This is a genomic window from Micromonospora narathiwatensis, from assembly GCF_900089605.1.
Taxonomy (GTDB): domain Bacteria; phylum Actinomycetota; class Actinomycetes; order Mycobacteriales; family Micromonosporaceae; genus Micromonospora; species Micromonospora narathiwatensis.
In genome coordinates this window covers 5,788,013-5,809,027 of record NZ_LT594324.1, presented here as the reverse complement: position 1 = coordinate 5,809,027, position 21,015 = coordinate 5,788,013, and the positions used below count along the sequence as shown (strand labels likewise).

18 protein-coding genes, 1 tRNA gene and 2 pseudogenes are annotated in these 21,015 nt (G+C 73.3%); 8 read left to right on the top strand and 13 right to left on the bottom strand.

What is annotated here, in order from left to right; all coding sequences use genetic code 11:
• The first annotated feature begins 83 nt into the window (after positions 1–83).
• On the top strand, positions 84–575 hold the full coding sequence (locus GA0070621_RS25570; RefSeq protein ID WP_091200521.1) for an NUDIX domain-containing protein: 492 nt from the start codon (positions 84–86) through the stop codon (positions 573–575).
• A 28-nt stretch (positions 576–603) separates the two neighbouring features.
• Here GA0070621_RS25570 and GA0070621_RS25565 read toward each other — a convergent pair whose 3' ends face one another.
• A complete protein-coding gene (locus GA0070621_RS25565; protein WP_167667375.1) occupies positions 604–2,253 on the bottom strand; it encodes an MDR family MFS transporter in 1,650 nt (549 codons plus the stop codon).
• Positions 2,254–2,376: 123 nt separating this feature from the next.
• Here GA0070621_RS25565 and rfaE2 point away from each other — a divergent pair, with 123 nt between their 5' ends.
• The gene (gene rfaE2 / locus GA0070621_RS25560) at positions 2,377–4,260 is read left to right on the top strand and encodes a D-glycero-beta-D-manno-heptose 1-phosphate adenylyltransferase (RefSeq protein WP_091200518.1); all 1,884 of its coding nucleotides are present in this window, start codon (positions 2,377–2,379) and stop codon (positions 4,258–4,260) included.
• Positions 4,257–5,105, top strand: a pseudogene (locus tag GA0070621_RS25555) (glycosyltransferase family A protein); the annotation flags it as partial. The gene rfaE2 and the pseudogene GA0070621_RS25555, both read left to right, overlap by 4 nt.
• 5 nt (positions 5,106–5,110) lie before the next feature.
• Here GA0070621_RS25555 and GA0070621_RS25550 read toward each other — a convergent pair.
• Genes GA0070621_RS25550 through GA0070621_RS25540 form a run of 3 tightly spaced genes read right to left on the bottom strand, consistent with a single transcriptional unit; the run spans position 5,111 to position 7,264 of the window.
• Positions 5,111–6,217 carry a glycosyltransferase family 9 protein gene (locus tag GA0070621_RS25550; RefSeq protein ID WP_091200516.1) on the bottom strand — a complete coding sequence of 369 codons (1,107 nt, stop codon included), beginning with the start codon at positions 6,215–6,217 and terminating at the stop codon, positions 5,111–5,113.
• Between the two features lie 7 nt (positions 6,218–6,224).
• Positions 6,225–6,761, bottom strand: a complete 537-nt coding sequence (locus GA0070621_RS25545) for an Hsp20/alpha crystallin family protein (RefSeq protein WP_091200514.1) — start codon at positions 6,759–6,761, stop codon at positions 6,225–6,227.
• On the bottom strand, positions 6,758–7,264 hold the full coding sequence (locus GA0070621_RS25540) for a DUF2231 domain-containing protein (RefSeq protein WP_091200512.1): 507 nt from the start codon (positions 7,262–7,264) through the stop codon (positions 6,758–6,760). Before GA0070621_RS25540 ends, GA0070621_RS25545 begins: the two co-directional genes overlap by 4 nt.
• Before the next feature lie 163 nt (positions 7,265–7,427).
• Between GA0070621_RS25540 and GA0070621_RS25535 the strand changes: the two genes are divergently transcribed.
• Positions 7,428–8,045 carry a pyridoxamine 5'-phosphate oxidase family protein gene (locus GA0070621_RS25535; protein WP_091200510.1) on the top strand — a complete coding sequence of 206 codons (618 nt, stop codon included), beginning with the start codon at positions 7,428–7,430 and terminating at the stop codon, positions 8,043–8,045.
• Between the two features lie 83 nt (positions 8,046–8,128).
• Complete coding sequence (locus GA0070621_RS25530; protein ID WP_157740052.1) at positions 8,129–9,682, top strand: D-glucuronyl C5-epimerase family protein; 1,554 nt, start codon at positions 8,129–8,131, stop codon at positions 9,680–9,682.
• An 80-nt stretch (positions 9,683–9,762) separates the two neighbouring features.
• Here GA0070621_RS25530 and GA0070621_RS25525 read toward each other — a convergent pair whose 3' ends face one another.
• Both GA0070621_RS25525 and GA0070621_RS25520 read right to left on the bottom strand, forming a co-directional pair.
• A complete protein-coding gene (locus tag GA0070621_RS25525) occupies positions 9,763–10,017 on the bottom strand; it encodes a hypothetical protein (protein WP_091200505.1) in 255 nt (84 codons plus the stop codon).
• Positions 10,018–10,034: 17 nt separating this feature from the next.
• The gene (locus tag GA0070621_RS25520) at positions 10,035–10,691 is read right to left on the bottom strand and encodes a DUF4304 domain-containing protein (protein ID WP_091200504.1); all 657 of its coding nucleotides are present in this window, start codon (positions 10,689–10,691) and stop codon (positions 10,035–10,037) included.
• 168 nt (positions 10,692–10,859) lie between these two features.
• Between GA0070621_RS25520 and GA0070621_RS25515 the strand changes: the two genes are divergently transcribed.
• Complete coding sequence (locus GA0070621_RS25515) at positions 10,860–11,171, top strand: DUF5959 family protein (RefSeq protein ID WP_091200502.1); 312 nt, start codon at positions 10,860–10,862, stop codon at positions 11,169–11,171.
• A 296-nt stretch (positions 11,172–11,467) separates the two neighbouring features.
• Here the strand turns inward: GA0070621_RS25515 and GA0070621_RS25510 are convergent.
• Positions 11,468–11,541, bottom strand: a tRNA-Thr gene (locus GA0070621_RS25510).
• A 171-nt stretch (positions 11,542–11,712) separates the two neighbouring features.
• Between GA0070621_RS25510 and GA0070621_RS25505 the strand changes: the two are divergent.
• Positions 11,713–13,401 (top strand): annotated as a pseudogene (locus GA0070621_RS25505) (metallophosphoesterase family protein); the annotation flags it as partial.
• Positions 13,402–13,493: 92 nt separating this feature from the next.
• On the opposite strand, the gene GA0070621_RS25500 reads toward GA0070621_RS25505, so the two are convergent.
• From GA0070621_RS25500 to tmk, 6 genes are all read right to left on the bottom strand, one after another.
• The gene (locus GA0070621_RS25500; protein ID WP_091200500.1) at positions 13,494–14,333 is read right to left on the bottom strand and encodes a PSP1 domain-containing protein; all 840 of its coding nucleotides are present in this window, start codon (positions 14,331–14,333) and stop codon (positions 13,494–13,496) included.
• Between the two features lie 294 nt (positions 14,334–14,627).
• Positions 14,628–15,290 (bottom strand): hypothetical protein, encoded by a 663-nt coding sequence (locus GA0070621_RS25495; protein WP_091200497.1) that lies wholly within the window; start codon positions 15,288–15,290, stop codon positions 14,628–14,630.
• Positions 15,290–15,595, bottom strand: a complete 306-nt coding sequence (locus GA0070621_RS25490) for a hypothetical protein (protein WP_091200495.1) — start codon at positions 15,593–15,595, stop codon at positions 15,290–15,292. The genes GA0070621_RS25495 and GA0070621_RS25490 overlap by 1 nt, the downstream gene beginning before the upstream one ends.
• 1 nt (position 15,596) lies before the next feature.
• On the bottom strand, positions 15,597–15,926 hold the full coding sequence (locus GA0070621_RS25485) for a YbaB/EbfC family nucleoid-associated protein (RefSeq protein WP_091200492.1): 330 nt from the start codon (positions 15,924–15,926) through the stop codon (positions 15,597–15,599).
• A 122-nt stretch (positions 15,927–16,048) separates the two neighbouring features.
• Positions 16,049–17,401 carry a DNA polymerase III subunit delta' gene (locus GA0070621_RS25480; RefSeq protein WP_091200490.1) on the bottom strand — a complete coding sequence of 451 codons (1,353 nt, stop codon included), beginning with the start codon at positions 17,399–17,401 and terminating at the stop codon, positions 16,049–16,051.
• The gene (gene tmk, locus GA0070621_RS25475; RefSeq protein WP_167667369.1) at positions 17,401–19,551 is read right to left on the bottom strand and encodes a dTMP kinase; all 2,151 of its coding nucleotides are present in this window, start codon (positions 19,549–19,551) and stop codon (positions 17,401–17,403) included. The genes GA0070621_RS25480 and tmk overlap by 1 nt, the downstream gene beginning before the upstream one ends.
• Positions 19,552–19,769: 218 nt before the next feature.
• Here tmk and GA0070621_RS25470 point away from each other — a divergent pair, with 218 nt between their 5' ends.
• Positions 19,770–20,978, top strand: a complete 1,209-nt coding sequence (locus tag GA0070621_RS25470) for an amino acid deaminase/aldolase (protein WP_091200488.1) — start codon at positions 19,770–19,772, stop codon at positions 20,976–20,978.
• The last annotated feature ends 37 nt before the right edge of the window (positions 20,979–21,015 follow it).

Here is a 21,015-nt window from a genome sequence, read left to right as displayed (position 1 = left end):
GGGTAACAAGTTAGTGGCGTCCGTCACATTCGGGGAACCCCGGAACGGCCGACCCGGCCGGGGAAGGTGCGTAGATTGTCCGGGTGAGCATCTCGTGGGCGGACTCATACGTGGGACAGCTACGCGCCCTGGCCGGTGACCGCACCCTGATGTTCGTCGGGGCCCGAGCGGTGGTCCGGGACAACGCCGCCCGGGTGCTGCTGATCCAGCGCTCGGACAACGGCCAGTGGGCGATGCCGGCCGGCGCCATGGAGCTGGGCGAGTCGATCGCCGACTGCGCCGTCCGGGAGGTACGCGAGGAGACCGGCCTGCGCGCCCTGCGGGTCAGCGCGTTCGCCCTCTACACCGGCCCCGACCGCACCCACACCAACATGTACGGCCACACGTACCAGATCTTCACCACCGCGTTCCGGGTCGACGAGTGGGACGGGGACCTGCTCCGGATGACCGACGAGACCATCGACGCCGGCTTCTTCCCCCGGGAGAAACTGCCCACCCCGCTCTCGATCAGCGTCACCGAGACCCTCGCCGACCTGGACGTCTTCGAGCAGACCAACCGCCTGATCCTCAAATAGCCCCCCGCGCCTCCGCGCGACCGGCAGGTCAGAGCATCGTCTGCGACTTCGACTCCATGTCGGCGGCGGCCTCATCCTTCGACTCCTTGGTCAGCGGCTTGCCGCCGGCCGCGGCGGCCTTCCCGCCGAGCGGGTCCGCGCCGCCGGTCGCGCCCTGCGGACCGGTGCCCCGCAGCTGGTGGTTCGGCAGGGCCAGGGTGACCAGCACCGCGATGATGGCGATCAGCCCGGTGGTCAGGAAGACCAGGTGCAACGACTCGACGAACGCGGCCTGGATCGCGGACCGGACCGGGGCGGGCAGGGCGAGAATGGTCGCCGGTTCGTTGATCGAGATCTTGGTGCCGCCACGGGCCGCCACCGCCGCCTGCTCCGCCGGCGGAAGCTGCGCGATCGCGGCCGGCAGCCGGCTGGAGAGCTGCCCGGTGAGCTGCGACGACAGCACCGCGCCGAGGATCGCCACGCCGAACGAGCCGCCCAGCGAGCGGAAGAAGGTCGCCGACGACGTACCGGCCCCCAGGTCCCGCGGGTCCACCGCGTTCTGCACCGCGAGGATCAGCGACTGCATGCACAGGCCCAGCCCGACGCCGATCACCACCATGTAGCCGAACGCCGCCCAGACCGAGGTGGCCACCTGGAGCTGCCGGAAGAGCAGCATGCCGGCGACCAGCACCGCCGAGCCGGCCACCGGGAACCACTTGTAACGCCCGATCCGGCTCATCGCCCGGCCGGTCAGCACCGAGGTGACGATGATGCCGGCCATCATCGGCAGCATCAGCAGACCGCTACGGGTCGGCGAGGCGCCCTTGACGATCTGAAGGTAGAGCGGGATGAAGATGATCGACCCGAACATCACCAGACCGAGCACGAAGCCCGCCGAGTTGGCCAACGCGAACGTGCCGCTGCGGAACAGCCGCAGCGGCAGGATCGGCTCGCTCACCCGGGCCTCCTGAAGGACGAAGAGCACGCCCAGCACCGCCCCGGCCACGAACAGCCCGATGATCACGCCGGAGCCCCAGGCGTACTGGGTGCCGCCCCAGCTCAACGCCAGGAGCAGGCTGCTCACCCCGGCGACGAGCAGCAACGCCCCGAGCCAGTCGATGGCGTGCTGCCGCCGCTGGAACGGGATCAACCGCATGACGTGGTAGCACACCACGATGGCCAGAATCGCCAGCGGCACGTTGATGTAGAAGATCCAGCGCCAGTTGGTCTGCGCGAAGTAGCCGCCGACCAGCGGGCCGGCCACCGAGGACAGGCCGAACACCGCGCCGAAGAGCCCCTGGTAGCGGCCACGCTCCCGGGGGCTGACCACGTCCGAGATGATGGTGAAGGCCAGCGTCATCAGGCCACCGGCGCCCAACCCCTGCACGCCCCGGGTGAGGATCAGCTGGGTCATGTTCTGCGACAGGCCGGCCAGCAGCGAGCCGACCAGGAACGTGCCGATCGAGAAGAGGAACACCGGGCGACGCCCGCGCAGGTCGGCCATCTTGCCGTACAGCGGGGTCGAGGCGGTGGAGGCGAGCAGGTACGCGGTGACCACCCACGAGTAGTGGTTGATCCCGCCCAGCTGACCGACGATCGTGGGCAGCGCCGTACCGACGATGGTCTGGTCCAGCGCCGCCAGCAGCATCCCGGTCATCAGACCGAACATCAGCAGGCGGATCTGACGGGCGTTCAGCACGGGACGACCGTGGGCCTGGGCAGTCATTGCGCCCGCTTTCCCACCTCCCGCAGAACATGCCCGCCGAATCCCGTCCCGACGCGGGCAGGTTTGGCCGGACCGACGCGGGGGACCCGGGAAAACATGGCAGGAGCAGCGGAAGAACGCCGGCTCGCCACCGTCGTGGAGAGCTGGCAGGGGCGTCCCGTGCTGGTCGTCGGCGACGCCATGCTGGACGAGTGGCGGTTCGCGGAGTCCGAGCGGCTCTGCCGTGAGGCCCCCGCACCGGTCCTCACCCTGCGCCGGCGCATCTCCGCGGCCGGCGGCGCGGCGAACACCGCCGTCAACGTCTCCGCCCTCGGCGGGCGCGCCGTGCTGGTGGCCCCGGTCGGTGCCGACGCGGCCGGCGACGAACTGCACGACTGCCTCGACCGTGCCGGCGTCTGGGACCGTACGGTCAACCAGCACGGCCGGCCGACCCCGGTGAAACGACGAATGCTCGCCGGCAACCAGATCCTGCTCCGCGAGGACTCCGGCGAGCCGGACGACGCCCTCGACGACGACGGGGTGGCCCGCCTGCTCACCGCGCTGCACTGCGCGACCGAGGAGCTGCGGGCCGCATCCGCCGGGCAGCCACTCACCCTGGTCGTCTGCGACTACGGCCTGGGCGCGCTGCCGAGGGCGCTGCGCGCCTGGCTGGTCGCCAACCGGGACCGCTACGCCACCGTGGCGCTCGACGCGCACGACCTGGCCGACTGGCGCGGCCTCAACCCCACCGTGGTGACCCCGAGCTTCGCCGAGGCGACCCGGCTGCTGGCTCGCGCGGCGGCCGGCTTCGCCGGCGGGAACCGTACGGCGGCGCGCGGCGCCACCGCCGGTGACCTGCACCTCGATCCGGCCGAACCGACCGACGGCCCGTCCGAGATGGTCGTCGGGGCGGCGCCGGGCGGGGCCGGCGAGCGGGCTCCGGGCACCCCGCACCCGACCTCCGGCGCGCCGTCCGCCGACGGGCCCGGCGCGTCCGCCGGCACCCCGACCACCGACGGGCCCGGCCCGGTCACCGGGCCGACCGGTGAACCGACCCCCGGCGAGGACCGGGTCGCGCTGACCGGGGACGGGCTCAGCGTCACCGGCACCGGCGTCACCGTCAACGCGGTGGCCGGCGAGGGCGTCGACCGGGCGGTGCTGGCCGAGTCCCGCCTGGCCGAGTTGCACGCGCACACCGGCGCGGACGTGGTGGCGGTGACCCTGGACACCGAGGGCGCGGTGGTCGGCGGGGCCGACGGCGAGCGCCGCCGCAGCCACAGCACCCCGGTCCCGGCCAGCCACGCGGTAGGCGCGGGGGACGCGTACCTGGCCGCGATGACCCTGGCGCTGGCGGCGGAGGCGAGCCTGCCGACCGCCGCCCAGCTCGCCCAGCTCGCCGCCACCATCACCGTCTCCGACACCGGCACCTGTGTGTGCCGGCGGGAGGACCTGCTCGACGCGCTGGGCGCCGGGGCGGAGGAGACCGGCCACTCGACGCTGGTCGGCACGGACGAGCTGAGCGCGCTCGTCGCGGAGCACCGCCGGGCGGGCCGGTCGATCGTCTTCACGAACGGCTGCTTCGACGTGCTGCACCCGGGGCACGTCCGCTACCTGACCCAGGCCCGCGCGCTCGGCGACCTGCTGATCGTGGCGGTCAACTCCGACGGCAGCGTACGCCGGCTCAAGGGGCCGGACCGGCCGGTCAACCCGGTCGAGGACCGGACCGCGCTGCTCGCCGCGCTGGAGTGCGTCGACCACGTGGTGGTCTTCGAGGAGGACTCGCCGGCGAAGCTGATCGAGGCGGTGCGCCCCGACGTGTACGTCAAGGGCGGCGACTACCCGCCGGAGATGGTGCCCGAGGCACCGCTGGTGCGCCGGCTCGGCGGGCAGGTCCGCACCCTCGGGTACGTGCCGGACCGCTCCACCTCGGCGATCATCGACCGGATCCGGGCGCATTCGGTCGCCCCGCCGGTCGGCGAGGGGACGGGCAGCCCGACGTGAACCGGCCGCTCGATCTCGACACGCCGGAGCGGTTCCGCCGTCCCCGGCAGCTCGACGTGCTGATCCCCACCCGTAACCGCCCGGCGGAGCTGGCGGTCACCCTCTCCGGGCTGGCCGCCCAGGAGGGCGTACCCGACTTCGGGGTGGTGGTCAGCGACCAGTCCGACGGCGAGCCCGCGTACGCCCACCCGGCGGCGGCCACCATGGTCCGGGCGCTGCGCCACCAGGGCCATCCGGTGCTGCTCACCCGGCGGCTGCCCCGGCGCGGGCTGGCCGAGCACCGGGCGTACCTGCTGGACCGGTCGACGGCCCGGTACGTGCTCTGTCTCGACGACGACGTCTGGCTGGAACCGGGCACGCTGTCCCGGCTGGTCACCGCGATCGGGGAGCTGGGCTGCGGGTTCGTCGGCAACGCGGTGCACGGCCTCTCCTACCTCGACGACGTACGCCCCGAGACGCACGTCCACTACGAGGAGTGGCACGGCCGACCCGTACCCGAGCGGATCCGCCCCGGCACCCCACAGTGGCAGCGCGCGGCCATCCACCCGGCGGCGAACCTGCTGCACGTCACCGCGAAGCTGCGGCTGCCGGTGGGGGCCTGGCGGGCGTACAAGGTCTCCTGGATCGGCGGGTGCGTGCTCTACGACCGGGCCAAGCTGGTCGACTCCGGCGGCTTCGAGTTCTGGCGGCGGTTGCAGGAGCGGCACCAGGGCGAGGACGTGGCCGCGCAGCTCGCGGTGCTGGAGCGCCACGGCGGCGCGGGCGTGCTGCCCAGCGGGGCCTACCACCTGGAGTCGCCGACCACCGTCACCGAACGTGAGGTGGAGGCGTGGGAGGTCGTCCTCGCCGGTCAGCCCGCCAGCAGCTCGCGGGCGGCCTCGACGACCTCGATCACCGGAACGTCGGCGACGAACGAGTCCCGGTGCGGGCAGTCGCCGTCGCCCGGCCGGTGCGGGTAGATCCCGGGGGTGCAGTCGACGCCGCAGACCGGGCAGTGCGTGGTCCAGGCGGCGATCGGGCGGTGCCGGGCGCGCATCGGCGTCGCCCCGTTGATCAGGTTGCCGATCCAGTAGACCCCCACCGTCGGGGCGCCGACCGCGCCGGCCAGGTGCAGCGGCCCGGTGTCGTTGGAGATCACCAGCGCGCAGTCCGCGTAGCCGGCGGCCAGCCCGCCGAGGCTGAGCGTGCCGACCTGCGGGCGGAGCGGGACGCCGGCCGCCGCGACCACCGCGTCGACCGTCTCCCGCTCGGCGGGGGTGCCGGTGACCAGCACCTCGTACCCGTCGCCGACCAGCGCGCGGGCGACGTCGCCGAAGCGCTCGGGCGGCCACCGCCGCCGGGTGTCGGTCGCCCCCGGGTGCAGCGCCACGCGGCGGCGGGTCGGCTCGCCGAGCACCTCGCGGGCCTCGGCCCGGTCGGCCTCGGTGACGGCCAGGGCCGGCAGGATCGTGGTCGCCGCCGCCCCGACCAGGGCCACCACCTCCAGGTAGCGGATCACCTCGTGCTGGTAGTAGACGTACCGGATCCAGCGGTCCAGCGGCGGCGCGTCCTCGGCCCGCAGACCGGCGGTGACCCGCGCGCCCAGACCGGCGACCAGCGGGTTGGAGTTGGCCCCGCCGCCGTGCAGCTGCAGTGCCAGGTCGAAACGCTCCGCGCGGGCCGCCGCCAGGAAGTCCGCCAGCTCCGCCGGCGGCTCACCCGGGCCGGCGTCGCGGATGCCGGGCGCGGCGGGCACCACCAGCACCCGGTCCACCGGGCCGGGGCGGTCGCGCCAGAGCGCCGCGTGCCACGGCGCGCCGAGCAGCACGATCTCCGCCCCGGGGTACGCGGCCCGCAGCGCCGCCAGCGCGGGCAGGATGAAGATGAAGTCGCCGAGCGCGTTCGCCCGCAGCACGGCGATCCGCTCGACGTCGGGCACCCGCTCGCCGACCGGGCCGAGCACGGACGGGCTGGTCACGCGACCACTACGGCCGATCGATCTCGTCGAGCGTGGTGTCCGGGTGGTGCAGCTCCCGGTCGGCGGCCGGGTCGGCCAGGATCCGCGTACCCCCGGTGGCGGCGTGGGGGCCGGCGCGGCCGACGGTGATGGTGCGCGGCGCGGGCCGGGACGCCCGGGGCAGCCGTACCCGCAGCAGGCCGTGGTCCATGACCGCGTCGATCCGGTCCGGGTCCACCCTGGACGGCAGGTCCACCCGATACTCGAAACCCCGCGTCTGCAGGCCGCCCGGGATGCCCTGGTCGGCGTTCACCTCGGCCTCCGAGCGGGCCCGTACGCACAGTTCCCGGTCGTCCAGCTCGACGGCCACCTCCTCGGGCGCCACGCCGGGCAGCCGAACGACCACCTCCCAGCCGTCGGCGACCTCACCCACCTCGACCTCCGGCGGGCCGGACCGGCCACCGACCAGCCGGCTCAGCTCGGACCGCAGGGACTGCAGCTCGCCCATCGGGTCCCAGCCCTGGTACCGGCCGCGCCAGCCCCGGCCGCCGCTCTGTTCGGTCATCGCACGTCTCCGATCCGCTGGGGCGCCGAGGAGGGTCGCAGCGAGCTTGGGGCGTTCAGGTCGGCCTCCTGGTCGACGCCCACGCCCAGCCGGTCCACCAGCTCGCCGCCGAGCCAGGCGCCGATTCCGAGAATCGCCACGGCGACCACCTCGATGGCGATCAGGGCTCCCCCGGCGGCCCGGGAGTCGGCGTTCAGCCGAACCACCCAGACCGCGGCGAAGAGCAGGATCACCGCGAGGTTCGCGGCGGCGTGGGTGAGCCCGACCCGTTTGGCGCGGGTGCCGGCGGGGAGGGCGAACAGGTCGACCGAGCCGGCCGCCGCGGCCAGCAGGCCGCCGATCAGGCCGACCGCGATGTTCCAGTACGCGGCCTCGGCCAGGTAGTTCGGCCCACCGGCGGCGTCGACCACATCGAAGATCACCGCGGTGATCAGGAGCGCCACCGGGAACATCACCAGCATCGGGTGCAGCGGGTGACCCAGCACCTTCAGTCGGCTCTCCATCCGGCCTCCATCGGTCGCGTCCGAGCGCGCTGCGGCTTGGCCGTACCCGCCGCTCCCGGGGGCAAACCTCGCGTTCGACGCGCTCACCTAGGCTGACGATGGCGGACGCCGGCCGGTCGCGGGCCGGAATCCCCAGCAACGTCAACGGACGGGGGAGGAAGTCGTGACGACGGAGATCACCTCACCGGAGGAACTGCGCGAGCTGCTCGGCACGCCCAACCGCCGGTCGCTCGACAAGGAGCGCACGGTGCTGCACGCGCGCGATCGGGAGTGGCTGGCCGCGTCGCCGTTCTGCCTGGTCGCCACGGCCGGCGCGGACGGGAGCTGCGACGTCTCGCCGAAGGGCGACCCGCCCGGCTTCACGCAGGTGCTGGACGAGGCGACCATCGCGATCCCGGAGCGGCCCGGCAACCGGCGGGCCGACGGCTACCGCAACATCCTGGCCAACCCGCACGTCGGGCTGATCTATCTGATTCCCGGCCGCACCGACACGCTGCGCATCAACGGTCGGGCCCGGCTGGTCCGCGACGCCCCGTACTTCGACGACATGATGGTCCGGGGGCACCGGCCGGTGCTGGCCGTCGAGGTGTCCATCGAGCAGATCTTCTACCACTGCGCGAAGGCGTTCCTCCGGTCGGAGCTGTGGCAGCCGGAGACCTGGCGTCCGGAGGTCCTGCCGACCCGGGCCCGGTTGGTCAAGGAGGTGGAGGCCCCGGTGGAGAGCCTCGCGGACCTCGAACGCCACTACGGCCCGGACTACGTGCAGAGCATCTACTCCTGAGCCGGGCCGGCGCGCCGACGGGGGCGTCGACGGATAGGTGAATGCCGCTAGGATCCACGTTCGGAATCGAACGGGGGATCTCGATGAACCTGACCACGGTGGGTCGCGGCCTGACCGCGGCCGTCGCCGCCGCCACCCTCACCCTCACCGCCGCGCCCGCCCACGCCCAGCCGTCGGGCCCGGACCGGTCGTCCAACGTCTCCGTCACCAGCGGTGACCTGCCGCCCGACGGCAGCACCCCGCGCAGCCCCAGCCGGGACGTGGCCAAGGCGAAGAAGCAGCAGGCGACGGCCCGGGCCACCGCCGCCGGGCTGCCCGCCTACCAGCGCGACGGCTACACCTTCCACAAACTGGACGACGCGGCCCTGCCCTACCGCGACGACCCGGCGCCGCTGGTCGACAAGGGGCTCCACGACGCCCAGGGCGTACGCATGTTCTCCTTCAACGGGAAGACCTGGGACCACCCGGTCGCGCAGGGCCAGTGGGGGCTGTCGAACGTGACCGCCTACCTGAACACGGGCCAGCAGGTCTACCTGGACCGGGCGATCGCCAACGCGCAGCGCAACATCGACCGCAGGGTGGAGTCCCGGGGGGCGTGGTTCTACCCGTACGACTTCGACCTCAACCGCTGCGCGGGCCGGCCCCTCCTCCAGGCCCCCTGGTACAGCGGCATGGCCGAAGGCGTGTTGCTGTCCCTGTTCACGCGCCTCTGGCAGGTCACCGGGGACGCGAAGTGGCGGGAGGCCGCCGACAACACCTTCGCCGCGTTCACCCTGCCCCCGGACCCGGCCCTGCCCTGGGCGGTGTGGGTCGACACCGCCGGCCACCTGTGGCTGGAGGAGTACCCCGAATCGGCCAGCGTTCGGGGCGAGCGGGTGATGAACGGCCACATCTTCGCCCTGTACGGGTTGTACGACTACTGGGCCGGCACCAGTGACCAGCGGGCCGCCGACGTCCTCGACGGCGCCGCCACCACCGTCCGTCGCTACCTGCCCGACCCGATCCGCAACCTGCGCTGGGCCAGCAACTACTCCATCGGCTGCCCGACGCCGCACCTCAAGTACCACGGCATCCACACCGAACAGTCGCTCAAGCTGTACGAGATGACCTGGGCGCCGGAGTTCGCCACGGACGCGTATCTGCTGCGCTCCGACTACCCCGCCCCGGACGTGGACGGAACGGTGCAGTTCTTCGCCGGCACCCACACCGGCTACACCTTCGACAGCTCGGGCAACATCACCGGGTCGAAGTCACTCACCCTGTCGTCGACGTCGATCGCGCACGCCGACCAGCGAATCCGCGTCTACGGGCGGAACTACTACTACCGCATCACCAACGGGGCGCTCGCCGGCTATCTCGTGCTGGAGACGGGCGGGGCCCGGGAACTGCTCGGCAAGGCGGTCGAGCACACCTACAACCCGACCCGGGTGCTGGGCTTCCAGCCGGGCACCTACACGGGCTACGCGTACGACAGCACCGGAAAGATCACCGGCACGAAGACGCTGACCTTCTCCAAGACGTCGATGGCGCCGCTGGGCTCCACCGCCTGGGTCAACGGGAAGCTCTCCTACCAGGTGACCGCCGGGGCGTACCTCGGCTACTGGCTGCCGCACGTCACGGGCCTGGCCTTCAGCTGACCCGAGGCGGCCCGGCCGCGCCACGAAAAGACCCCGTGACCCTGGCAGCCCGCCTGGTCACGGGGTCTTTTCGTGGTCGGTCAACGGCTGCCGTGGGCGAAGGGGTTCCGCCCCGAGGCGACCAGGTAGAGCGGGAAGAACACCACCCACAAGATCAGACAGCCCAGGAACCACGCCTCCGGCGTCTCGACCCGGACCGACCCGACGGAGACCGAGACCGGATCACCGCGCCGCAGCCGCTTCCTGGCGTCCGAGTAGACCCACGCGTCGAGGGCGAGCACCACGAGCAGAACGAGGATCGGCGCCAGGGCGGTGCCAGGGGTCCCGGTCATCATGGCCGTGTTCCGATCCGCTAGTTGCGCGATGGGCCGTCGCCATCGTACCTGCGCCGAGACACCTCAGCCGCCGCCCTGCTGTTCGCATAGTTCCACACGGTTCTGACCGGGACTGAGTTGTGGGTGTGCGCCGGTCTCTCCGCGAACAGCAGGTGTTTCAGCTCCCTGGTCGGGCCCTGTTCCGCGAGCAGCCAAGCACGCAGCAGCCAGCCTCCCGGGCCGAGGATGTCCGGAGTCCCGTCGAGCACGACGGCGCGATCGAGCAGGGGCAGGAGCTGCGGCACGATCGCTTCCAGGTGCCGTCGCACCCGGTCGGACACCTCGGCTGCGGTGCCGTCGTCGGCGATGCGCCACTGGTCGTCGCCCCACAGGCCGGAAGAACCCAGCCGCCTCCGCCACATGCCGTTGTGGTGCCGGGGTAGCTCCGAATCCGGCCGTCCGGTTCGCTGCCGGTCCCATGCCCACTTCGGCGCGAGCACCAGGGCGACGTTGATGTAGAAGACCTTCTCCGACCGGCTGGAATGATCTGAGATCTGCACCTCGATGATGAGCGCGTCGCCCTCGGGTGAGAACAGGCGGAAGACGGGCCCGTCCTCTCCGCGCTCGAAGCCGTACCCGGCGAGCTGGTCCCCGACGGCCGTGACGAAGTTGTCGAACAGCCCGTTCAGGGGCATCTACCCGCCTCCTCGCCGGAGCGCGAAGCGTACCAAGCGGGAGCGGGAGCGGGATCAGCCTGAGCCGGACTGGCCGGTTCCGGGCAAAGGGCCGGCGACTACTGCCATACAGTGGCGCAGGCGGCGTGGGCGGGCGAGGATTGCCAGGTACCCGTCCGAGGGAGAGCAGTGGCCGACGTCGCTCCGATGGATCTTGTCGTTCTCGCCGACGACGAGGGGAACAGCGTCCGCATCAAGGTCCTTGGCCCGGAACCGACATGGTCGGCCGGACTTGCTGGAGAGATCGTCGTTGAGACTCCCTTTGTGAGTGGCCGCACCAGCCTGATCCTGAGCGCCTCGAAGTTGCAGGCCTGGGGCAACGCGCTGGACAGCCTCGACGCGGGCCAGGACATCGCATGGATGGCGATGGACAGAGGGCCTTCCGTCTTCATCCAGCTCACCGGCGATCGGGACTGCCCGGAAGGGTCCCGGCTGACTTAGCGGTACTGCCAGGAAGCCAGCGCCCCCGGTCGATCTCTGAGGAGGGCCGGGGTTCGGGGCGGAGCCCCGAGATCTTCGAGACTTATCATCCGCAGCGTGGCCGGCCGGCCCGGCCGATGCCGGCCGGAGGTCGCCAGCAGGCCGGGGCCGGGCCGGCGCAGCCCGCTTGCGGGCCGCCTTGATGAGGCGGTCGCGGCGCGGGACAAGGACTATCTAAGGACTCAGCCTGCGAGTGGCGGCGTTGTCGACCTTGGGAAACGGCGAAGCCCAGGCCGTTGACCTGGGCTTCTGCACCGAGCCGCCTGACGGAATCGAACCGTCGACCTACGCATTACGAGTGCGTCGCTCTAGCCGACTGAGCTAAGGCGGCAACGATCGCCAAGTGTACGGCACATCTCGCCGCGAACCGAAGGGGATCCCCCGGCAGGCTCCGGGATCCGGACATCGAGGCGGATTCGGTACGTTCGCGGGAGAGCGTCGGCGTTCGGGCACGACTACCCTGCGGCGGGTGAGCGACGATCACGCACCGCCGCAGCAGCCGATCCCCGAGGCGCACCCCGGCGAGCGGGCCAACCGCCGGCCGCGCAGCCTGGACCCGTTGGAACTGGGCTTCACCCCGCGCAAACCGGTCCCCTGGCTCGCGCCACTGCTGTTGATCAGCACCGGGCTGCGTACCCTGCTGGCGATGCTGTTCGGCGCGTACCTGGACAAGCGGGAGTTGCAGAACGCGTTCGGCGACGGGACGTTCCGGCAGGTCGGGCCGGACGGCGGGCTGTGGCTGGACTACGTGGCCGACCTGGGCGACGGCTTCGACGCGACGTACTCGGTGGCGTACCTGCTCGCCCAGCCGGAGCTGACGGTCGACGGGCACCGGCTGCCCCGGGCGCAGACCCTGGTGATGGGGGGCGACCAGGTCTACCCGTCGGCGGCCTACGAGGCGTACGAGGACCGGTGCAAGGGGCCTTACCAGGCCGCGCTGCCGGTGGCGCCGCCCGAACGGCCGACGATCTTCGCGGTCCCCGGCAACCACGACTGGTACGACGGCCTGACCGCCTTCCTGCGGCTGTTCGTCCGGTCCCGGGACCGGAACTTCGCCGGCTGGGGCACCGGCCAGTCCCGGTCGTACTTCGCGACGGAGCTGCCGGCCGGCTGGTGGCTGCTCGGCCTCGACGACCAGTCCGGGTCCTACCTGGACGACCCGCAGCTCGCCTACTTCGACGAGGTGGCCCGTAAGCTCACCCCGCGGTCGAAGGTGATCCTGGCGGTGCCGGCGCCGACCTGGGTCAAGGCCGCCGACCATCCCACCGCGTACGACTCGATCGACTACTTCATCCGTACGATAATCGCCCCGACCGGGGCGCAGGTGCGGCTGCTGGTCTCCGGCGACCTGCACCACTACGCCCGCTACACCGGCCCGGAGCGGCAGCTCATCACCTGCGGGGGCGGCGGCGCCTACCTCTACCCCACGCACACGCTGCCCGAGCGGCTGGAGGTGCCACCGCGCGACACGCTGTCCCGCCGCGCCAGCCGCACCCGCGAGTACGACCTGGCGGCCCGTTTCCCGGAGAAGGCCCGCTCGCGGCGCTACGGCTGGGGGATCTTCGCCCGCCTGCCGTTCCGCAATCCGGGGTTCGCCACCCTGCTGGGCACCCTGCACACGTTGCTGATGCTGGCCATGGCCGCGGTGACGGCGAACCGGGTGGGCGCCACCGAGCAGCGGCTGTTGAGCGTGCCGCTGGTGATCATGTTCCTGGTGACCATGCTGAGCGCGGCGTTCTTCGCGAAACCCCCCACCGCCGAGGGGAAACGGCATGTCCGGCATTGGATCCTCGGTGTCTCGCACGGGCTGGCCCACGTCGCGCTCGCCGCCGCGGGCGCCTGGCTCTGGCTGAAGCTGCCCTTCTACGACTGGCCGTGGCCGCTGCCGTTGGCCGCCGCAGCGGTGCTGTACGGGCCGGTGATCGGCCTGGTCGCCAGCCAGCTCGTGGCGCTCTATCTGCTGGTGGCCGGGGCGTTCGGGGTGAACGTCAACGAGCTTTTCGCCGGGCAGGGCATCGAGGACTCGAAGGCGTTCCTCCGGATCCGCATCGACCCGGACGGCACGCTGACGATCTATCCGATCGCGCTGGACCGGGTCTCCCACGCCTGGCAGCTCAACCCCGACCAGTCGCCCACCGCCTCCTGGCTGGTCCCCCGGCAGCCGCTGGCCCCCCGCCTGGCCGAACCCCCATCGTCCTCCGCTGACCGCCCAGCGATGGGGATCAAGGAGATTGCGTCACCGCAGCGGCTGCCGGGGCGCCCGGCAGCCAGGGGGCGGGCCGGTCAGGAGTTGTAGTGCTGGTCGTGGGCCTGGCGGGGGGCGCAGACGGAGGCCCGGCTGCACGAGCAGCGGGTGCCGTCGGCGTCCAGGCGTACCGTGACCGAGTCGCGGGGGACGCTGTGGCCCACGACCTTGCCCTCGCCCTCCGGCGTGGACACCCGGCTGCCGATCGCCGGGGCGGACTCCTGGAACCGCTGGTAGAGCGGGTGCTCGTACTTGAGGCAGCACATCAGTCGGCCGCACGCGCCGGAGATGCGCAGCGGGTTGAGCGGCAGGTCCTGGTCCTTGGCCATCCGGATGGTCACCGGCTCGAAGTCGTTCAGGAAGGTGGCGCAGCACAGGTCCCGGCCGCAGGAGCCGATCCCGCCCTGCACCCGCGCCGAGTCGCGGGCCGAGAGCTGCCGCAGCTCCACCCGACAGTGCAGGGTGGCCCCCAGGTCGCGGACGAGCGAGCGGAAGTCGACCCGGTGCGGCGCGGTGAAGTAGATCGTGGTGCGGTCGCTGCCGTTCTCCGGTGTGGCGAAGACGTGGTCGACGGCCACCACCTTCATCGGCAGCCCGTGCTCGCGGATCAGCCGCTTGGCGGCGACCTTGGCGTCGGCCTTGCGCCGGCGTAGCAGCTCGTCGCGGCGCAGATCCTCCTCCTGGGCCAGCCCGGCCAGCCGAGGGAACCCGGCGGTGTCCTCGTCCACCCACTGCGCGGCCCAGACGCACTCGGCCACCTCTGGTCCCTCGTCGGTGGGCACCAGCACCTTGTCGCCCACCTGTGGGCGCAACTCGCCCGGGTCGAGGTAGTAGAGGCGCCCGTACCGGTTGAAACTGACCGCGCAGAGCATGCCCATGCCCTTCACCCTACGACCCCGGCGCGGTTCCGGCCCGGCCCCCCGGTCGCCGCCCGGTCACCCGGCGCAGCGATCCATGACTGTCGACTCGACCGAACCACCCCCACCCCCTCGTGCCGAAGATCCTCGCCCGGACGGCTGAAACATCGCCCAGCCGGACGACAAACGACGGCACACCGCGTTGAGTGGAGGCAGACCTGCGGGGGGTGCAGGGGATGACCACGGCGTCGCCGGCTGACAGTTGCCGGCGACGCCGTGGCGTGTCTGCGTGGCCGGCGGCGCACGGAAGCCCTGCTAGCCGATCCGCATGGTCGAGTTGGCCGCCCTGACGCCGGCCGGCCGATCCCGCCACGTCGTCTCCGCCAAGCTCGGCGCCCACTGGCGCAGCAGCGTCTCCGCGCCGTCGTAGGCCACGCCGAGCACGGCCAGCACCCGGGTGGCGATCTCCGCCGCCGCGAGCGCCCCGGCACGATCGTCGCGGCCCGCCGCGGTCGCCGCGCACACGGTGACCGCCTCGGCCGAGCGCAGCACGTCGGCCAGCGCCCGGGCCAGGGCGAGCCGGCTCCCCTCCACCCAGTCGGCCAGCGCGTCGGCGTATCCGGCGGTCGACTCCAGGCGCCCCACCAGGCTCTCCGGCCCCTCGTCGAGGTGGCGGAGCAGGGTGGTGCGGGCCTCGTCGTACGCCGAGGCGGCCGGCCCGGACCAGGCGACCGGATCGGCGAGCAGGGTGCAGGCGTCGTCGTACCCCCGGGTCAGCCGGCGCACGGCGTGGCCGGCGTCGGCCAGCGGCGCCGGATGCAGGTCGAGGAACTCGCGCACCGCCGCGCCGGGGAGCACCTGCATGCGGCGCAGCAGCGGCCAGAGCCGGTGCCCCTCGGGCGCGCCGGCGGCGAGCAGCGTGTCGACCCGGGCGAGCAGGTCGAGGCCCGGCTCGGCGAGGCGGTCCAGGGCGTCCATCACGCCTCCCGGACGAACCGGCGACGGACGGCGTCGTCGGTGCTCGAATACCGGTCGGCGGCGTCGCGCAGGGCGGACGCGGCGGCGGCCAGCCGGGTCGCGGCGGCGTGGGCCTCCCGGGCCCGGTCGCCGGTGGCGGCGGTCCACTGCCGGTGCAGGGCGCGGCCGATCTCACCGGGGCGGCCCTCGGCGTGCGCGCCGAAGGCGGGGTGCGGCGGGTCGGTGGCGGTCACCGTGCGGGAAAGGGTGGCGAGGGTGGCGCTGGCCTCGTCGAGGCGGGCGGCCAGGGCGCGCAGCGTCTCCATGTCAGGCTCCCGCCAGCGGCCGGTACGCCGCGAAGGTCTCGTTGTGCAGCTTCTCCCGGGCCCACTGGGCCGCGTCGGCGGCGGCGGTGACCGCGGCCCGCACCGAGCCGGCGACGTCCCGGGGGTTGCGCTGGTGCAGCGCGGCGAGGAAGCGGACGTCGGTGATCCGCCCACCGGCGGTCACCACCACCTCGACGAGCCCGTCGGGCGAGCGGACCGTGACCTCGACCGTGTCGACCGCCTGGTCGAACTCGGCCTGCAGGGTCTCGATGCGCCGGTAGCGCCGCACCGCCTCCTCGATCCAGGCCTCGTCGATCTCCCCCCGCGGCATGGGCGGACTCCTCCCGGCTGACCATCACTGAGCGTGCCGCCACCGTCACCGCGGCACCCCGGACCGTACCGCACGTCAATCGAGCCTGTCGATGCCCTGTGGACAACGCCGGAAACGGGGGCCTACCCCTTCCAGAGGGCGAGCATCATCGCCTCCACCGCGATCCGCGGCTTGACGTTCGCCTCGATCGCCGCCCGGCACTCCAGCACGGCCTCCAGCCGGCGCAGCGCCCCCTCGGCGTCCCACTTCCGCGCGCCGGCCTCGGCCATCGCGACGGTGTCGGTGTGCACCGGGGCCACCGGCGCCCGCAGCGCGCTGGCCAGCGCGTCCCGGTAGAAGCCGGCGAGGTCGACCAGCGCCCGGTCGAGGGCGTCCCGCTGGGCCCGGGTGGCCCGCGACTTCTGCCGCTTCTCCAGGTCCTTGAGCTGGCCGGCGGCGCCCCGCATCGCACCGGCCGCGCCCCGGCCGGTGCCGCCCGCGCCGAGCGCGGTCTGCAACGCGGCCCGTTCCGCCTCGTCGATCTCGGCGACCGACGCCGCCGCCTCCGCCTCGGCCGCCTCGATCAGCGCGGAGGCCGCGTCGAACGCCGCACCCACCCCGGTCAGCCGGCGCGGCACGGCGAGCACCGCGTCGCGGCGCTGCCGGGCCTCCGGGTCGCAGGCCAGCCGCCGGGCCCGGCCCACGTGCCCCTGGGCCGCCGCGGCGGCCCACTCGGCCACGTCGGGCGCGATCCCGTCCCGGCGTACGAGCACCTCGGCGACGGCGCCGGCCGGCGGCTGCCGCAGCGGCACGAGCCGGCACCGCGACCGGATGGTCACCGAGACGTCGTCCGGGTGCGTGGACGGGGCGCAGAGCAGGAAGACCGTACGCGGTGGCGGCTCCTCGATCGCCTTGAGCAGCGCGTTGCCGGCCGCCTCGGTGAGCCGGTCGGCGTCGGAGATGATGACGACCTGCCAGCGCCCGCCGGACGGGGTGCTGGCCGCCCGGAGCACCAGCGCGCGCATCTCGCCGACGCCGATGGAGAGCCCCTCGGGTACCACCAGCCGGACGTCGGCGTGGGTGCCGGCCATCGTGGTGTGGCAGCCGGGGCACGTGCCGCAGCCGGTGCCGTGCTCGCACTGCAACGCCGCGGCGAAGGCCCGCGCGGCCACGGACCGGCCGGAGCCGGGCGGCCCCGTGAAGATCCAGGCGTGCGTCATTCCCGCCCCGGGGCCACCCACCGGTTCGTCCGCCTCCACCGATCCCGGACCGGCGGTCGTCCCGGCCGAACCGGTCGCCGGCTCGACGTCGAACTCCTCGGCAAGGGCGTCGAGTTCGTCGTAGGAGTCGCCGGACCCGGCACCGGCCACCGGCCCGGCGACGCGGGTCACCGGCGCGGCGACGGCACGCAGCAGGGCGGCGGCCGAGGCGGCGGCGCGGCGCAGCGTCGCCACCGCCTCGTCCTGCCCGACCAGGTCGGCGAAGACGTCGGGCATCAGTTGGGGCGCTCCATGGCCACCAGTTCCGCCTCGGATAACTCGGGCTGGACCGTGGTGTCCGGACCGTGCGCCGGACGCGGGTGCACGATGCCGGCCGGGTCGACCAGGAGCTCCTCCACCCGGCGGGCGACCGCCGCGGCGATCTCCTCGGCCGGCCGGGCGGCGTCGAGCACCAGGTAACGCTTGGGGTCGGCGGCGGCCAGGTCGAGGAAGGCGTACCGGACCCGCTCGTGGAACGCGATCGACTCGGCCTCCAGCCGGTCGGCGCCCTGGCTGCGGGACTCGACCCGGCCCAGGCCGGTGCGCGGGTCGACGTCGAGGAGCACCACCAGGTCGGGCTTGAGCCCGCCGGTGGCCCACGAGGAGAGCCAGGAGACCTCCTCCGCCGGCAGCGTACGGCCGGCCCCCTGGTAGGCCAGGGACGAGTCGACGTACCGGTCGCTGATCACCACCGCGCCCCGGACCAGCGCCGGCCGGACCACGGTGGCGACGTGGTGCGCCCGGTCGGCGGCGTACAGCAGCGCCTCGGCGCGCGGCGACGGGGCCTCGGCGCCCTCGGTCTCCAGCACCAGCGCGCGGATCCGCTCGCCGACGGCGGTGGCCCCCGGCTCGCGGGTGACCACGACGTCCCGCCCCTGGCCGCGCAGCCGGTCGGCGAGCGCGGCGAGCTGGGTGGACTTGCCGGCGCCCTCGCCACCCTCGAAGACCACGAAGAGGCCGCTGGAGACGAAGGGTTCGGCCGGCATCAGCGGACGGCCCCGGATCGAGCCCCACAGGTCCGCCAGGACCGGCACGCCCTTCTTGTCGTCCATCTGGCCGAACGCGCTGATCCCGGCGAAGATGCCGGCGACGCCCGCGGCGAGCAGCAGCAGCCGGGTCGAGGAGACCGAGATGCCCAGGTCGGCGATGGTCAGCTGGCGCGAGCCGCCGACCCCGACCAGGATGCTGCTCAGCGCGATGGCCAGGATCAGCACCAGCCGGGTGCCGATCTGCACCACCGCGAAGACCCGGCCGCGTACCTCGTCGGCGACCTCGCCGCCGAGCAGGGTGGTGCCGGCCAGGAAGGCCATGCCGGCGCCCGCGCCGACCAGGATCGCGCCGAAGATCGCCATGGACAGGTGGATCGCGAAGGCGAGCACCAGCACCGAGGCGCTGGCCAGCACGATGCTCATGCCGAACCAGCGCCGCCGGGACATGTCCCGCACGATCATCGGCCCGGCCCCGATGCCGATCGCCAGGCCGACGAAGATCGCCCCGAAGAGCAGGAAGAACGCCGCGTCGCCGGCGCCCAGCGAGGCGGCGAAGAACTTGGCCGTGCCGACCACGATGCCACCGCCGGCGAACGCACCGAAGATGCCGAGCACCAGACCCCGGACCAGCGGGGTCTGGCCGATGAACCGCCAGCCCTCGGCGAACTGGCGCATCATGCTCTGCTCGGTGGGCTCGCGCCCGCCGGTCCGGACCTGGCTGATCTCCCTGATCCCGAAGACGACGACCAGGGCGGTGGCGAGCCGGGAGAACGAGTTGAGCCAGAGGGCGAGCTGCGCCGGCTCGGCCCACGACAGGTTGCCCCCGACCAGCCCGCGCACGCCGCGGTCGAGCACCGCGGCGACGATCGCGGCGGCGATCGGGGTGATGCCGTACGTGGTGATGAGGGTGAGCTGGTTGGCGGTCTCGAGCCGGGCGCGGGGGATCAGGTTGGGGACCGCGGCCTCCTTGGCCGGGATCCACATCAGGGTGATCGTCTCGATCAGGAAGGTCGCGACCGCCGCCCAGGTGACCACCAGCCCGCCGCTGGCACCGGTGAGCGCGTACAGCGGGATGGAGGCGAAGAGCACGAAGCGCAGGACGTCGCAGATGACCATCGTCCAGCGCCGGTCGAAGCGGTCGGCGAAGACGCCGGCCACCGGGCCGAGCAGCAGGGCGGGCAGCAACCGGACCGCGATCACCGTGCCGAAGGCCGCGCCCTTGGCAGTGTCGCCCTCGACCTGGGCGGCGGCGAAGACGGAGGTGGCGAGCAGGCCGAGCCAGTCGCCGAAGGAGGCGACGCCGAGCACGATCCACAGCCGGCGGAACGGCCGGATACGCAGCACCGAGCGGATGGCGGCGGCTCCGGACCGGTCGGCCTGGGCCGTGGGCGACGACACGCCGGGCGACTCGCCGTTCTTCTGGCTTTCGATGGCCGTACCTCCACGTGCCGGCCCAGAGCTGGGCATCCCCGGTGGAACACTCTAGTCGCGGGCGCGAAGCGTTCCCTCCGCGACATTCGCCTGCTCGCCGAGCCTAGGCCGCCGGTGCCACCGCCCGCAGCCCGGACAGACGCGAGGGTATTTCGCATTGACCCCCAAACAGTTAGCGTGCACACGTGGCCATCGATCCTGACAAACTTCGCGATCGCCTCGATCGAGCGACCGCACACCTCGACCCGCCGTACGCCGTGGTCGATCTCGCCGCCTTCGACGCCAACGCGGACGCGCTGGCCAGCCGGGCCGACGGCAAGCCGCTCCGGGTCGCCAGCAAGTCGGTGCGCGCCCGGGAGTTGCTGAGCCGGGTGCTGGCCCGGCCCGGCTGGCGGGGCGTGATGGCGTTCACCCTGCCCGAGGCGGTCTGGTTGGCGCGCACCGGCGTCAGCGACGACGTGCTGGTGGCGTATCCCACGGCCGACCGGGGAGCGCTCGCCGAACTGGCCGCCGACCCGGCGCTCGCCGCCGCGGTGACCCTGATGGTCGACGACCCCGGCCAGCTCGACCTGATCGACGCGGTGTGCCCGCCCGAGGGCCGGCCGGCGCTGCGGATCTGCCTCGACCTGGACGCCTCCTGGCGGCTCCTCGGCGGACGGGTGCACATGGGCGTCCGCCGCTCTCCGGTGCACAGCGCCGGGGCGGCCGGCGCGTTCGCCGCCGCCGTCGCCGCCCGGCCCGGCTTCCGGCTGGTCGGCCTGATGTCGTACGAGGCGCAGATCGCCGGGCTCGGCGACGCGCCGCCCGGGCAGGCGGTACGCGGCGCGGCGATCCGGGTCGCCCAACGCCGGTCGTACCGGGAACTGCTGGACCGGCGGGCGGCGGCGGTCGCCGCGATACGCGAGCACGCCGACCTGGAGTTCGTCAACGGCGGCGGCACCGGCAGCGTGGCCGCCACCAGCGCCGATCCCGCGGTCACCGAGGTCACCGCGGGATCGGGCCTGTACGGGCCGACGCTGTTCGACGCGTACCGGGCCTGGCGCCCGACCCCGGCGGCGTTCTTCGCCTGCGCGGTGGTCCGCCGGCCGGCGCCCGGGCTGGCCACCGTGCTCGGTGGCGGCTGGATCGCCTCGGGCTCGGCCGGGGAGAGCCGGCTGCCGCGCCCGTGGCTGCCGACGGGCCTGAAGCTGCTCGGGGCCGAGGGCGCCGGCGAGGTGCAGACCCCCCTCGTCGGCGCGGCCGCGACCGCCCTGCGGGTGGGCGACCGGGTCTGGTTCCGTCACGCCAAGGCCGGTGAGCTGTGCGAACGGGTCAACGAGCTGCACCTGGTCGAGGGCGACGAGGTGGTCGCCACCGTGCCCAGCTATCGGGGCGAGGGCCACGCGTTCCTCTAGGAGGAAGGCGGAAAGGGTGACGGCGGGTCCCGGCGTA